Consider the following 15153-nt stretch of genomic DNA (forward strand, 5'->3'; position numbering starts at 1 on the left):
ACATCTAGTGTCAGATGCTCTTAACTAGTTTTAATTGAAGTACTCGTAATTCCTGTTGCTTTTCCGATACCATCTTCGAGCGCCTCAATTAAATCTTCCACGTTTTCAATGCCAACCGATAGACGTACGAGATCCGCGCTGACCCCCGATTTTAGTAATTCCTTATCATTTAATTGTTGATGTGTTGTACTTGCAGGATGAATAATTAAACTCTTAGCATCGCCTACATTGGCAACATGTGACCATAGCTCGATGGAGTTAATCAATTTCGCTCCCGCATCGCGGCCGCCATTAATTCCAAAGATAACGATGGATCCTGCACCCTTTGGCAAATATTTATCAACCAGTTTTTTATCCGGATGATTTTCATTACCTGGATAGGTTACCCAGCTGACAGCGGGATGATTTTCCAAATAGGTTACAATTTCTTTTGTATTGGCTAGATGCTCCTTCATTCTCACATGAAGCGTTTCTAAACCGAGCGTAAATTGGTACGCACTTTGTGCACTCAAAGTCGGACCAAAATCACGAAGCAATTGCACACGTGCCTTTGTTATGAATGCAGCAGGACCCGCTGCTTCACTGAAAACAATCCCTCCGTAGCTCGGATCCGGTTCCGTAAAGCCAGGGAAATTGGGTGAATTCCAGTCAAAGTTTCCACCATCAACAATAATACCGCCCAATGTCGTCCCATTACCAAGCAGCCATTTAGTTGCGGAATGGATCACAATATCAGCTCCGAATTCAATTGGCCGGCATAGATAAGGTGTTGCAAAGGTATTATCAATAATCAGCGGTATACCATTTTCATGAGCAATGTCAGCAATAGCTTCAATATCTAATACTGTTAAACTTGGATTACCAATGGTTTCTCCAAAAATAGCCTTAGTTTTCGGCGTAATTGCTTTTCTAAAGTTTTCTGGATCCTCAGGTGAAACAAAGTGAACTTTTATCCCATACTTCGGCAGCGTGTTGGCAAATAAGTTGTATGTTCCTCCATAAAGGGTTGAAGCTGCTACAATTTCGTCCCCAGCTCCAGCTAAATTGAGGATGGCTAGTGAAATAGCAGCCATTCCACTTGCAACCGCAAGAGACCCAATCCCTCCTTCTAGCAGGGCAACCCTTTCCTCAAATACAGTAACAGTTGGATTATGAATCCTTGTATATATATAGCCTGCTTCCTTTAATCCAAATAAATTGGCTGCATGCTCTGTGTCTTTAAATAAATAGGCATTACTTTGATGAATAGGCAGGGAACGTGCTCCTGTTTCATCCGTCTGTAATCCCCCATGAATACTCACTGTTTCAAACCGATAACTTTTTTCTTCTGACATCGTCTCATCTCTCCCTTTAATCTTATTCTTGATATATAAGCTTTCGAAGGATTTGTAAGAACAAAAAAACTTCATCTGGTTTAAGAAGAAGTTTTTTAGGAACTCTCCTTATCTTCCAGAGCTTATACTCTGCTGGAATTAGCACCGTGTATTAAAAACATACCGGTTGCCGGGTTTCAAAGGGCCAGTCCCTCCACCTCTCTTGATAAGAACATATTTAATTATCAGATTATTATCTTGTAGGAAATATATCACGAGCATAAGAGTACGTCAATATTAAATTCAGAATTTTCCACCTTTATAACCATTTTTAAATCTCCTCATACTCAAAAGTTCTTTTGACACCTGTATAAAAGCATACTTTCCCCCTAAATACTTCGCCGATTTTACCATTACTCCTCACTAAGACCTTATTCGCTCTATTTGGTTATTCCTACCAATTGTTCATTTTCAGTTTTCAACGATTTTCAAGACAAAATATGACAAAGTTTTCTTTGATCCGTTCGCTATTATTAAACTAGCATCAGTGACCTGCATACTGTCCGACTATGCAAAGGGAGGGTAGCTGAATAAATAGAACGGACTCATTTTGTTCTTTGACATTCGAATAGGGGGAAGAAAATTTGCTAAAAAAACGCGAAAGAAAATGGCTGGCTTTATTATTTTCGATATTGCTGTTTACATCCTTGATTATTCCGACAAACTCCACCATTGCTTCGACAAGTACACTTCATACCTCTGCAAAAGATAGTCTTTTAGGAAAAGAACAAAAGAAGATTGCTCCTACAGTCCTTTCACAATTTAAAGAAAATAAAGAAGTTACCTTCCTAATTAAATTCAAAGAACAAGTGGATACCCAAAAAGTATCTGCCAAAGCTGCTGCTATAGCCAAAACACAAAAACTATCAGCTAACCAATCAAAACTACTTAAACGCTCTACTCTTGTATCCGAGCTTCGATCTACTGCATTAGAAACACAGGTAAATGTTAAAAACTATTTAGACAAACAGGAAAAAGCAGGCCAAGCAAAGAATCTTCAATCCTTTTATGTCGTCAATGCGATGGCAGTAACAGCTTCCAAAGACGTAATGGAGCAGCTTGCTGTTTACCCTGAGGTAGCTAAAATCCTGCCAAATGAAATCAGACAGTTAATTCAACCAGATAGCAAAACCAAAATCTCTAATGCAGTGAACGGCTCTACTGCTGTTAAAAGCAAAGCCGACACGTCTGCCATAGAGTGGAATATCGATAAAATCGGTACACCAGCTGTATGGGACATGGGGATCGATGGTGCAGGAACCGTGATCGCCTCAATCGATACAGGTGTTCAATGGAATCACCCTGCATTAAAAACAAAATACCGCGGGTATAATCCTGCAAACCCAAACACCGCTGACCATGAATATAATTGGTTGGACGCGGTGGGTGGACAGGCTTCGCCTTATGATGATCAAGGACACGGAACACATACGATTGGAACCATGGTTGGATCTGAAGAAAATGGAACCAATCAAATCGGTGTTGCTCCAGGCGCTAAATACATTGCTGTTAAAGCCTTTTCTGCAAGCGGTGGTTCTGATATTGATTTATTAGAAGCAGGTGAATGGGTTCTGGCACCAAAAGATGCTGCTGGAAATCCACATCCTGAAAAGGCACCTGATGTAGTAAACAATTCATGGGGCGGTGGTGCTGGTCTTGATGAATGGTACCGTCCAATGGTTCAAGCTTGGAAATCAGCTGAAATATTCCCTGAATTTTCTGCAGGAAATACAACTCTGTCTAACCCTGGTGGTGCAGGTTCTATCGCTAACCCAGCAAACTATCCAGAATCCTTTGCTACAGCAGCCACAGATCTAAACAATCAAATTGCTAGTTTTTCCTTACGAGGACCTTCACCTTATGGAGAAATCAAGCCAGATATCTCTGCTCCAGGTGTAAATATTCGTTCATCAGTTCCCGGAGGTTTGTATGAGGGCGGTTGGAATGGTACATCAATGGCTGGTCCGCACGTGGCAGCTGTAGCTGCGCTGCTTCGACAAGTTAATGCGAGTTTAACCGTTGATGAGCTTGAGGAAATTCTATTAACTACATCAACACCTTTAACAGATGCTGCATATACAACAGTACCAAATAATGCATACGGCCATGGCTTAGTAAATGCATTTGATGCTGTTTCCTCTATTGTAAGTGGACTTGGGAAAATCGAGGGCAGAGTTTCGAAAGACGGAGATGATACAGAACCAGCTGTTATCCGTCACGAAGGCCCTGAAAGCTCGTATAAACAAATGGATCTTACCTTAACTGCTGAAGTTACTGATAATATCAGTGTTTCAGAAGTCCAAGTAAAGTACCAAAAAGCAGATGAGACTTGGGCTGAAGTGAAAGCGGATCGAGTAAGCGGAGATTTCAAATCAGGCACCTACGAAGCAACGATTCCAGCTTCTGCATTAACTGCAGATTCCATTGTCTATAAATGGACAGCTACAGACTTTGGCGGATCTGTTACGACAACTGAAAATGATACTGTCGAATTAATCCCTGGAATCAGTGTCGGCTATACAGAGGATTTCGAACAAAATCCTGTAGGCTGGACTAAATTCGGGACAAATAATGACTGGGATTGGGGCGTCCCAACCAGTGGACCTGGCTCGGCTTCTTCCGGAGAGAAAGCCTATGCTACAAACCTTGCCGGAAATTATTCGAACAGCGCCAACATGAGCTTAAAAATGCCTCCAATTGATTTACCAGAAGGCTCAAGCTATTTACAATTCAAACATTGGTATGAGCTTGAAAGAAACTATGATTTTTCTCATGTATTCATTTCAACAGATGGAACCAATTATGTTCAAGCAGCGCGATTCAATGATAAATCGACTACTTGGATTGATGGTGAGGTTAACCTAAGTGAATATGCCGGACAACGAGTCTATATTGCTTTTAATGTCACGACAGATGCCTCCATTCCTAAACCTGGCTGGTATATCGATGATGTTAAACTTAGCAGCACATCCCTGCTTCCAACTACAAAAGCAAAAGCTGGAATTAGCTTAGGCAAGAATGATTCTTCCGTTTCAGCTAAGCCTGCAGTTGATCCAAGTAAAATCACACCAACTATTGAAAAAGCAAAACAAGAACCTGAAAAGGATCAGCCTGCACCTGTACTTCTTCCCTTACAAGCTCAAGTTAGTGTGCTTGAGACTGGAAGATCTGTGTACACGAATCCACAGGATGGTACCTATCAATTAACACATGCAACAGGTTCATATACGTTACAAGCAGAAACGTATGGCTTCCGTTCGCAGACAAAAACCGTAACAGTCGAACAAGACGCTGTTTCAACAGCTAATTTCACCCTTCAAGAAATACCTAAAGGGACTGTGAATGGTACAATCACAAATAAAATTACGGGTGAACCAGTATCAGGTGCAACGATTTTCTTGGTTGAAGATGCTGCAATCCAGCCCGTAGAAACGAATTCAAATGGTGAGTATTCGCTAACGGCTTACGAAGGAGATTACACGTTAAAAGTGGTAGCACCTTCCTATTATGGAAGTGAAGCTGCCGTTACTCTTTCAGAAGGCAGTACTTCCACAAAAGATTTCGAACTTAAACCGTTCATTGGGTATCCTGATGAAATTAAGTATGATGATGGCACAGCAGAAAATGCTCATTCATTCAATGCAGCCGGAAATAGCTGGGCAGTGAAAATGTCACTGGCTAATGGTAATAAAACAGCCAATGTGACAGGCGCTCTCTTCCGTTTCTGGGATACTACATGGCCATTACCAGGTGGAACCGAATTTGAAGTGTCCGTCTATGATGCGACAGGTACAGACGGATCACCTGGCAAAAAATTAGCCGGTCCATTTACAGAAACAGCATTACGGAATGGTCAATGGACACATGTTGATTTAAGTACGCATGGAATCATGGTAGAAGGCGATTTCTTCGTCGTCTACACGCAAACAAAAGCGAATCCGAACTCTCCTGGACTGGCTACTGATGAAGATGGTCCAAATGCTGGACGCAGCTGGCAGGGAGTTAGCGGAGCATGGTCACTCTCTCCTGAAGAAGAAGGAAATTACATGATTCGCGCAACCGTTGATTATGAAGTAAAAGAACCTGTTATTACTTCACCTAAAGACGGCTCATTCACAAATAAAAAAGAAGTAACGATTGAAGGTACGTCTGCTCCAACAACAGCAGTCGATATCTTTAATAAAGGTGAGCAAGTAGCTACGACTGATTCAACAGACAGTGGAACCTTTACCGTTCCGGTCACCCTAACTAATGGGGAAAATATTTTGACTGCAAAAGCGCGGACAAGCCAAGGTTCAACAGAGGCTTCTGCTCCGGTTAAAGTGATTCTGGATACCCTTAAGCCAGAACTTGAAATCACATCACCTGTGAATGGCTCTAAATCTAACCGTGAAACCGTTACAGTAACTGGTACGGTAACTGATGAAAACCTTGATTGGGTTAAAGTGAATGGGCAAAAAGCAACAATTAAGGACCAAACCTTTAGCTATCGCCTTGTTCTCAATGAAGGCATCAATACAATCAAAGTTGTTGCACAAGATAAAGCAAACAATAAAATCACGAAAACAATCTCAATTGATGTAAAATACACAGCTCCTGAGATTTCAACATTAGTACCAAATGAAGATAAGATCCTAAAAAATGGTGAATCAGTCAAAATAGAATTTGACAGCGAACCAGGCCTAACCGCTGACTTCTCTATTATGATGCCTCTTACAAATGCAGGAGGGGTTGCAAACGCAACTGACTTACCAATGAAGGAAACCTCTTCAGGTCATTACGTCGGCTACTATACCGCCACAACGAATGTGAAGGCACCTGGCGCCGTTATCGAAGTGAAAATAGCTGACAGCTACGGAAATGTAACAACCAAACGAGCCGAAGGCAAGCTTTGGATTAACGCAAAAAAAGAATAAGCATACCGCCGCATACCCGTTACTAACCGGGTATGCGGTTTTTTAATTTTTAATGAAGTGCCGCCGCTGCTGAATACGAGGGTGAAATGGGTATGGGCAGAATCAGAGTATTCGAGCCTATAATTGATGAGATGTCGGAGACAATACCATCCCAGTTCAGCATGTTTTGTCCAGAATGCGTCATTAAAAGAAAAAAAGCTTTTAAAAAAGAGAAAATTACTCAAATTATAAAAGCTAAGCCCCGGGAAGTTTGATCGGTTGAAGGAAATCTAGCTCATTCTGCTTCGGGCCGAATCATCTTGAGTTTGGGCCGAATAAAACTCGGTTTGGGCCGAATCATTTTGGGTTTGGGAAGAATAAATCCTCGTTTGGGCCGAATCAGACTACTCGAGCCTATAATCGATGAGGTGTCGAAGACAATCCCCCTCCCTTTCAGCATGTTTTGTCCAGAATGCGTCATCAAAAAGGAAAAAGCTCTTAAAATCAAACGAAAAAGAGAAAGTTACTCTATTTTTAAAAGCTAAGACCAAGGGAAGTTTGATCGGTTGAAGGAAATCTAGCTCATTCTGCTTCGGGCCGAATCATCTTGAGTTACGGCCGAATAAATCCTAGTTTGAGCAGAATCAGGCTACTCGAGCCTATAATCGATGAGGTGTCGAAGACAATCCCCCTCCCATTCAGCGTGTTTTGTCCAGAATGCGTCATCAAAAGGTAAAAGAGCTTTTAAATTCAAACAAAAAAGAGAAAATTACTCAAATTATAAAAGCTAAGACCAAGGGAAGTTTGCTTGGTTGAAGGAAATCTAGATCATTCTGCTTCGGGCCGAATCATCTTGAGTTTGGGCCGAATAAAACCCGGTTTGGGCCGAATCATTTTGAGTTACAGCCGAATGAATCCTAGTTTGGGCCGAATCAGGGTATTCGAGCCTATATTTTATAAGGTTTTGAGGACAATCCCCCTCCCATTCAGCGTGTTTTGTCCAGAATGCGTCATCAAAAAGAAAATAGCTCTTAAATTCAAACGAAAAAGAGAAAGTTACTCTATTTTTAAAAGCTAAGACCTAGGGAAGTTTAATCGGTTGAAGGGAAATCTAGATCATTCTGCTTCGGGCCGAATCATCTTGAGTTTGGGCCGAATAAAACTCGGTTTGGGCCGAATCATTTTGGGTTTGGGCCGAATAAATCCTCGTTTGGGCCGAATCAGAGTATTCGAGCCTAAAATTGATAAGATTTTGAAGGCAATCCCCCTTCCATTCAGCGTGTTTTGTCCAGAATGCGTCATCAAAAAGAAAAAAGCTCTTAAATTCAAACAAAAAAGAGAAAGTTACTCTATTTTTAAAAGCTAAGATCAAGGGAAGTTTGCTCGATTCTGCTTCGGGCCGAATCATCTTAAGTTTGGGCCGAATCATTTTGGGTTTGGGAAGAATAAATCCTCGTTTGGGCCGAATCAGACTACTCGAGCATACAATCGATGAGGTGTCGAAGACAATCCCCCTCCCATTCAGCGTGTTTTGGCCAGAATGCGTCATCAAAAGGTAAAAGAGCTTTTAAATTCAAACAAAAAAAAGAAAGTTACTCTATTTTTAAAAGCTAAAACAAAAGAAAGTTTGATCGGTTGAAGGGAAATCTAGATCATTCTGCTACTGGCCGAATCGGAGTCTCGAGTCTTTTCGAAGACAATCCCATCCCCATTCAGCAGGTTTTATCCAGAATGGAGTATAAAAAAATCCTTATCTTCTAGGAGACAAGGATCAAGCGTTCAATGTTTTTAATTCTTCATATAGGTATGGTACTGATTGAAAGGCGTAGATTTTCTTCGTTAGTGTTCCATTTTTAAATAATAGCAGGCATGGGACACTTTCTACTTCGTATTGATGGGCAATCTTTTGCATAAAGTTTAGGTTCATCTTCCCGCATTCCAATTCTTGCAGTAGTTCTAATGATACATTCATCATTTTAGTGGCGACCATACAGGTGCCGCACATTGGGGTGTATAAGTATAAACAAAACGTTCGTTTCCACTGAATGGCTAGGTTCAATTCAGTCTCCGTCCAATCTTTCATGTAATCCAGTCATCCTCTTTTCACTTCTATTTTTCCTGCTGCTAATACGTCAGTCAAGTGGTGTAAGGGTGCATCTGCAACTTGACGATATACTCGATCAATATATAAATGTGAAGCATTTGGCATTTCACGCAGCAGTTTTTTGCGCAGCTTCTCCCCTGATTCATCAGCATCGACAAGAATGTAGACATCCTTATCAGCCAGCTCATCAACCAATTCGTCAAGCCGTGTGATAGATATGGTCCCATTTGTACAGATAATTTCCAGCTTCTCGTTAAGAATTTGTGTGACTTTTCGTTTATCCGTCACTCCTTCAACAATTAACACTTTATCTGAGCATTCGTTTCCCACTACAAATCACCTGTTTCTTCTGATTGTGTAAATAAAAAAACAGAGAAGGGCAATGCCCCTCCCCACCTGCACACATAACTTAACCTTCGTTTGTCATTTCGTCGTATTGTTCCGGAGTCATCAAGTTTTCAATTTCACTTTTGTCTGCCGGCTCAATAACGACCATCCATGCTTTTTCATATGGGGATTCATTAACGAACTCAGGGTTATCATTTAATTCTTCATTAATAGCAATGATCTTGCCGCTGATCGGTGCATACAATTCAGAGACTGTTTTAACAGATTCAACGCTGCCAAATGGTTCATTAGCTTTTAATTCAGCGCCTACTTCCGGAAGCTCAACAAAAACGATATCACCTAGTTCAGCCTGCGCGAACTGTGTGATTCCAACTCTTGCCGTTTCACCTTCTGTTTGTACCCATTCATGCTCTTTTGAATAACGAAATTCCTTTGGTGCTGCCATTATGAATTCCCCCCTATATTATGTAGACTAGAGCCTTATCAGCCCCAGGTCTTCGCGTACTCTTCTTCCTTAAAGCCTACCGTTACTTTATTCCCGTCTGAAACAATAGGTCTTTTTATCAACATGCCATCTGTAGCCAGAATATCAAGCATTTCAGCTTCAGTTGCATCCTTCAGCTTGTCCTTCAAACCAAGTTCCCGGTATTTCTGACCGCTGGTATTAAAGAATTTCTTTAACTCTAAACCACTTGTTCGATAGAGCTCTTCCAATTGCGATCTTGATGGCGGATTTTCGAGTAAATGAATCGCTTCATATTCCAAACCCTGCTGATCAAGCCATTTTTTTGCATTACGGCATGTACTGCATTTAGGATACCAATAAAATGATAGAGACATCTTTTCACCACCTACAAATAGAATACCCGTTTTTTCTTTCCATTACAAAAAATCAGCTGAATAAACAGCGCTGACTCTATGTTCTATCATACTAAAAAATCACCTTGGTGTATCTAAACAAATTAGAAAAAGAAGCACCCCCGCAGGGATACTCCTTTTAAGACATATTGATTAGAGGACAAATTTTTCTGCATCAATAATTTTGACTGCTGCTTCACGTTTCTTCGCAATTACATTGATTGGGTTATGACGAGTTAATTTACGGAATGAAGAAAGCATGATTCGTAAAGTATCGCCCGTTTCAACTGCAATTAACGTTTCTTTCGCATGCTGTTCAATTTGATTAAAGGCTTCTTGAACAAAAATTTCTGTATAAAGAACTTTTTGTTGGTTCTTCTCTAGTCCAGTTGCTGCGATTGCTTTTTCTGTCCGCAATACAGCTGATTCTGCAGCATAAGCTAGGGAAACAATATCAGCAATATTCACAAGAACTTCTTGCTCTTTATCTAGTTCTTTGCCATATTTTTGTGCAGCTAATCCAGCAGCTAAGATACCAATTTTTTTGGCGTTACTGACAAGCATTTTCTCTTGTGCTAATGGCTCATCGCCCGGTTCTTCAGGCATCATCATCATTAATTCCTCTTGAAGAGCTTGTGCCTTCTGGAATAATGGAAGCTCGCCTTTAAGCGCTTTTTTCAGGTATGTTCCAGGAACGAGTAGACGGTTAATTTCATTTGTTCCTTCAAAAATACGATTAATTCTTGAATCACGATAAGCTCTCTCAATCTCATATTCTTGCATGAATCCGTATCCGCCATGAAGCTGAACGCCTTCGTCAACCACATAATCAAGAACTTCAGAAGCGAAGAATTTATTGAGTGAACACTCAATTGCATATTCAGCTATCGACTTAGCTACTTCTTTACCATCTTTGATTTCATCAGCAGAAAGTTGGCTCATTCTTTGCTCAAACAGACCCACGGTCCGATATACGGAGCTTTCTGCTGCATAGATCTTAGAAGCCATGGTAGCTAGTTTTTCTTTTGTTAGATTGAAAGAAGAGATCGGTGTTTTGAACTGTTGACGTTGGTTTGTATATCCAACTGCAAGCTCAAATGCACGCTTTGCTCCGCCCACTACACCTACACCTAACTTATAACGACCAATATTTAGAATATTAAAGGCAATCACATGGCCTCGGCCTGCTTCTCCAAGAAGGTTCTCAACCGGCACCTGTGCATCTTCTAGGATTAATGTCCGTGTAGAAGAGCTCTTAATACCCATTTTCTTTTCTTCAGCACCCGTTGAAACGCCAGAGAAACTACGTTCAACAATAAAAGCTGAAAACTTATCGCCGTCAATTTTTGCATACACAACAAATACATCTGCAAAGCCAGCGTTCGTGATCCATTGTTTTTCACCATTCAACACGTAATGCGTACCTTCTGCATTAAGTTTAGCCGTTGTTTTTGCTCCTAACGCATCTGATCCCGAGCTTGGCTCCGTCAGGGCATAGGCAGCAAGAAGTTCACCGCTTGCAAGAGCCGGTAAGTATTTTTGCTTTTGCTCTTCGTTTCCGAATAGGACGATTGGCAGTGAACCAATCCCGACATGCGCACCGTGAGTAATACCGAAACCGCCAGCGCGTGCCATTTTTTCAGCAATGAGTGCTGAACTGATTTTATCAAGTCCAAGTCCGCCGTATTCTTCAGGTACATCTGCTCCAAGCAATCCAAGTTCTCCTGCTTGCTTTAAAAGCTCCACTGAATTTTCAAATTCGTGGTTTTCTAATTTTTCTACCTTAGGAAGAACTTTGTTAAGAACAAAATCCTCAGTTGTTTTCGCAATCATTTTTTGCTCATCTGAATAGTCTTCTGGCGTAAACATTTGTTCATACGTAATATCTTCTAATAAAAAGGCTCCACCTTTGAGCAGGTTTTCAGTTTGATTAGACATATATAATGACCTCCTGAATTTTATTATTTAAGCTAACAGTTCAAATACTCCAGCTGCACCCATACCGCCGCCAATACACATAGTCACAATCCCAAATTGTGTATTTCTGCGTTTCATTTCATGCAGCAGACTCAATGTTAACTTTGCACCAGTACAACCAAGCGGATGTCCAAGTGCAATAGCGCCGCCGTTCACATTAACGATTTCTTCATTCAAGCCGAGTTTACGAATGATTTGGATGGACTGAGAAGCGAATGCTTCATTCAGTTCAAAAAGACCAATATCAGATAGTTCAAGACCAGCTAATTTAAGTGCCTTCGGAATAGCTGCCACAGGACCAATTCCCATAATTTCCGGAGGTACTCCCGCTACTGCAAATGAGCGGAATCTGCCCATCGCTTGAAGTCCAAGTGATGTCGCTTTTTCTCTGTCCATAACCATCACCGCTGCTGCTCCATCACTCGTCTGTGATGAGTTACCAGCTGTAACCGATCCAGTAACAGAGAAAGCGGGCCGTAATTTCCCTAAGATTTGAGAAGTGGTTCCCTCGCGGACACCTTCATCTTGTGAGAATTGGAACGTTTTTTCTTGTAATCGATGATCTTTTCCAACAGACCGAAGCGTTACATCAACTGGTACGATTTCATCAGCGAATTTTCCTTCAGCGATGGCTTTAGCTGCCTTTTGATGACTGCGTACCGCGAAAGCATCCTGATCTTCACGAGAAATGCCAAACTGTCTAGCTACTTCCTCTGCTGTATGACCCATTCCCATATAGTATTCAGGTGCCGTTTCAGCAAGCATACGGTTCGGACGAGTGACATGGCCCATCATTGGCACAAGACTCATTGATTCTGCTCCGCCTGCCAGAACTGTATCACTTTGTCCAAGCATGATCCGTTCTGCACCGTAAGCTATACTTTGCAATCCGCTTGAACAATACCGGTTAATGGTAATGGCCGGTACATCGTGCTTAAGACCAGCTAACGCACCGATATTTCTTGCCATATTCAGCCCTTGCTCTGCTTCAGGCATAGCGCATCCGATAATCAGGTCATCAATTGTACCTTCATAATTTCCCGCACGTTTCAACGTTTCTTTTACAACAAGAGCCCCTAGGTCATCTGGACGGACATTGGCAAGTGAACCTTTTTTTGCCTTGCCCACCGGAGTCCTTGCTCCAGCTACTATTACCGCTTCTCTCATGAGGATCCCCCTTAAATTTTCTAGTAAGCTAGTGATTTTAGTTACGTAACGGCTTGCCTTTAACAAGCATATTTTGCATCCGCTGCTGTGACTTTGGCATTTGGATTAAGCTTAGGAACGCTTCTTTTTCTAGGTTAAGAATATACTGCTCATCAACTTCTGTTCCAAACGGAACCAAGCCTCCAGCCAGTACAAAAGCTAATTTCTTCGCAATTACCATATCATGGTCAGAAATGAAACCCGTTAATCTCATAGATTCTGCTCCTAATAAAAGAGCCGCATAACCTGTTTCACCAACCACTGGAATCTTAGTGTTCGCTGGTGCTGTATATCCCTCTTCATAGAGAGCAAGAGCTGCCTGCTTAGCATCATAAATTAAGTGGTCAGGATTGATACTGATTCCATCAGCAAAATTCAAGAAGTTATTTTCGCGAGCTTCTTCCCCTGAAGTGGATACCTTCGCAGTTGCAATGGATTCAAAGACATTATTCGCAACTTTTTGAAGATCGAACTCAACATTCTTCGGCATGCTTTTCAGTGTTTTAACATACAGCTCTTTTGCTCCGCCGCCGCCTGGAATTAAACCGACTCCTGCTTCGACAAGTCCCATATATGTTTCAGTGGACGCCTGAATTTTTGCAGCTGGCAAGCAGACTTCTGCACCACCGCCAAGGGTCATATTAAATGGGGCAGCAACAACTGGACGTGAGCTATATTTAATTTTCAGCATTGCTTTATGGAATTGAGTGATGACCATATCTAGTTCAAAGATATTATCATCCTGTGCTTCCATCAGCATCATCGCGATATTCGCGCCAACACAGAAATTCTTCCCTTGGTTCCCGATTACAAGCCCTTTATAATTTGCTTCCACTTCATCAATGGATTGATTAATCATTTGGATGATATCTAATCCAATTGCATTATTAGGTGAAGTGAATTCTAAAAGTGCTATACCGTCGCCAATATCAATTAGACTTGCACCACTATTTTTCTTAATGACACCTTTTTGTTTTTTTATTTGTTTTAAATTGATAACTTTCGGATTTTCCTGCAATGGTTTGTATTCACCATTGTTATAGTAAGAAACAACACCATCTTCTTCCTTATAGAAAGAAGTGAAGCCATTTGCCAACATGTCAGTCACCCATTGGGGAACCTTTTTACCTTCTTGCTCAAGGCGGGAAACGGATTTTTCTAGACCAATACTATCCCATGTTTCAAATGGACCTGTTGACCATCCAAAGCCCCACTTCATCGCCTGATCGATAGAAACGATATCATCCGCAATTTCTCCTGTAAGTTCTGCTGAATAGAGAAGAGCTGGAGTTAAAATGTCCCATAAAAGCTGACCAGCACGATCTTCACTATATACAAGCGCTTTCATTTTGTTCCCAAGACCTTTTGCTTGTTTGGCCATCTCAACGGATGGAGCTTTTAGTTTTTTCCTTGCCACATATTCTAATGTTTCTGGATCTAATTCAAGAATCTCTTTCCCTTTTTTATGGAAGAATCCTTGACCAGATTTGCTGCCGTACCAACCATTATCCAGCATTTTAGTTACGAAATCCGGTAGTGTGAATACGTCTTTCTCTTCGCCGTCAACTTGGTCATACACGTTTTTCGCAACATGTGCAAAGGTATCTAGTCCGACCACATCAAGTGTACGGAATGTAGCACTTTTTGCTCTGCCAATCAGCGGGCCTGTTACCGAGTCCACTTCACCGACACTGTAACCGCCTTTCAGCATTTCTCTAACCGTTACAAGCAAACCATACGTACCAATACGATTGGCAATGAAGTTTGGCGTATCTTTCGCCTCTACTACCCCTTTACCAAGGACATCTTCACCAAACTGTTTCATAAAAGTAAGAACGTTTGGATCGGTTGCTTTCGTCGGAATCACTTCAAGCAGTTTCAAATAGCGCGGTGGGTTAAAGAAATGTGTACCTAAGAAGTTTTTCTGGAAGTCTTCAGAACGTCCTTCTGCCATGGCCTCAATTGAAATACCAGATGTATTGGAGCTGATGATGCTGCCTGGTTTTCGGAATTGATCAACCTTTGTGAAAACATCCTGCTTAACGGCAAGATTTTCAACCACAACTTCTATAACCCAATCCACTTCACTTAATCGTTGTAAATCATCTTCAAAGTTTCCCGCCTCAATAAGCGCAAGGTGTTTTTTTGAGGTAAGTGGAGCTGGTTTTTGTTTAAGCAGCTTGGTAATCGCTGATTGACTAAAGCGATTCCGTACTTGTTTATCATTAATGGTAAGTCCTTTTTTCTTTTCATCCTCTGATAGTTCACGAGGTACAATATCCAATAATAAAGTTGGAATGCCGATGTTCGCAAGGTGTGCAGCAATCCCTGATCCCATAACTCCCGACCCTAAAACAGCAGCCTTTCGTATTTGTCGAACCAAGTTTAAATC

9 protein-coding genes and 1 riboswitch are annotated in these 15153 nt (G+C 41.3%); of the genes, 1 reads left to right on the forward strand and 8 read right to left on the reverse strand.

What is annotated here, in order from left to right; genetic code table 11:
• Positions 1-20 precede the first annotated feature (20 nt).
• Positions 21-1334 carry an O-acetylhomoserine aminocarboxypropyltransferase/cysteine synthase family protein gene (locus MHI18_RS09230; protein WP_340847065.1) on the reverse strand — a complete coding sequence of 438 codons (1314 nt, stop codon included), beginning with the start codon at positions 1332-1334 and terminating at the stop codon, positions 21-23.
• A 105-nt stretch (positions 1335-1439) separates the two neighbouring features.
• A riboswitch (SAM riboswitch) is annotated at positions 1440-1546 on the reverse strand.
• A gap of 411 nt (positions 1547-1957) precedes the next feature.
• Here MHI18_RS09230 and MHI18_RS09235 point away from each other — a divergent pair.
• Positions 1958-6289, forward strand: a complete 4332-nt coding sequence (locus tag MHI18_RS09235) for a S8 family serine peptidase (RefSeq protein ID WP_340847066.1) — start codon at positions 1958-1960, stop codon at positions 6287-6289.
• Positions 6290-8039: 1750 nt separating this feature from the next.
• Here the strand turns inward: MHI18_RS09235 and MHI18_RS09240 are convergent.
• The 7 genes from MHI18_RS09240 to MHI18_RS09270 form a co-directional block, all read right to left on the reverse strand.
• Positions 8040-8351, reverse strand: a complete 312-nt coding sequence (locus MHI18_RS09240; RefSeq protein WP_340847067.1) for a thioredoxin family protein — start codon at positions 8349-8351, stop codon at positions 8040-8042.
• 9 nt (positions 8352-8360) lie between these two features.
• On the reverse strand, positions 8361-8702 hold the full coding sequence (locus tag MHI18_RS09245) for a toprim domain-containing protein (RefSeq protein ID WP_340847068.1): 342 nt from the start codon (positions 8700-8702) through the stop codon (positions 8361-8363).
• A gap of 79 nt (positions 8703-8781) precedes the next feature.
• On the reverse strand, positions 8782-9165 hold the full coding sequence (gcvH, locus tag MHI18_RS09250) for a glycine cleavage system protein GcvH (RefSeq protein WP_340847069.1): 384 nt from the start codon (positions 9163-9165) through the stop codon (positions 8782-8784).
• 38 nt (positions 9166-9203) lie between these two features.
• Positions 9204-9560 carry an arsenate reductase family protein gene (locus MHI18_RS09255; protein WP_340847070.1) on the reverse strand — a complete coding sequence of 119 codons (357 nt, stop codon included), beginning with the start codon at positions 9558-9560 and terminating at the stop codon, positions 9204-9206.
• A gap of 171 nt (positions 9561-9731) precedes the next feature.
• Complete coding sequence (locus tag MHI18_RS09260; RefSeq protein WP_340847071.1) at positions 9732-11516, reverse strand: acyl-CoA dehydrogenase family protein; 1785 nt, start codon at positions 11514-11516, stop codon at positions 9732-9734.
• Between the two features lie 27 nt (positions 11517-11543).
• Positions 11544-12722: an acetyl-CoA C-acetyltransferase gene (locus tag MHI18_RS09265; RefSeq protein ID WP_340847072.1), complete on the reverse strand. Its 1179-nt coding sequence runs from the start codon at positions 12720-12722 to the stop codon at positions 11544-11546.
• Between the two features lie 37 nt (positions 12723-12759).
• Positions 12760-15144 carry a 3-hydroxyacyl-CoA dehydrogenase/enoyl-CoA hydratase family protein gene (locus tag MHI18_RS09270; RefSeq protein ID WP_340847073.1) on the reverse strand — a complete coding sequence of 795 codons (2385 nt, stop codon included), beginning with the start codon at positions 15142-15144 and terminating at the stop codon, positions 12760-12762.
• Between the last annotated feature and the right edge of the window lie 9 nt (positions 15145-15153).

Source organism: Peribacillus sp. FSL H8-0477 (genome assembly GCF_038002765.1).
GTDB lineage: Bacteria > Bacillota > Bacilli > Bacillales > DSM-1321 > Peribacillus.

Coding starts and splice junctions, on each gene's coding strand:
- MHI18_RS09230 (WP_340847065.1), bottom strand. CDS start 1,334: ATGTCAGAAGAAAAAAGTTATCGGTTTGAAACAGTGAGTATTCATGGG.
- MHI18_RS09240 (WP_340847067.1), bottom strand. CDS start 8,351: ATGAAAGATTGGACGGAGACTGAATTGAACCTAGCCATTCAGTGGAAA.
- gcvH (WP_340847069.1), bottom strand. CDS start 9,165: ATGGCAGCACCAAAGGAATTTCGTTATTCAAAAGAGCATGAATGGGTA.
- MHI18_RS09255 (WP_340847070.1), bottom strand. CDS start 9,560: ATGTCTCTATCATTTTATTGGTATCCTAAATGCAGTACATGCCGTAAT.
- MHI18_RS09260 (WP_340847071.1), bottom strand. CDS start 11,516: ATGTCTAATCAAACTGAAAACCTGCTCAAAGGTGGAGCCTTTTTATTA.
- MHI18_RS09265 (WP_340847072.1), bottom strand. CDS start 12,722: ATGAGAGAAGCGGTAATAGTAGCTGGAGCAAGGACTCCGGTGGGCAAG.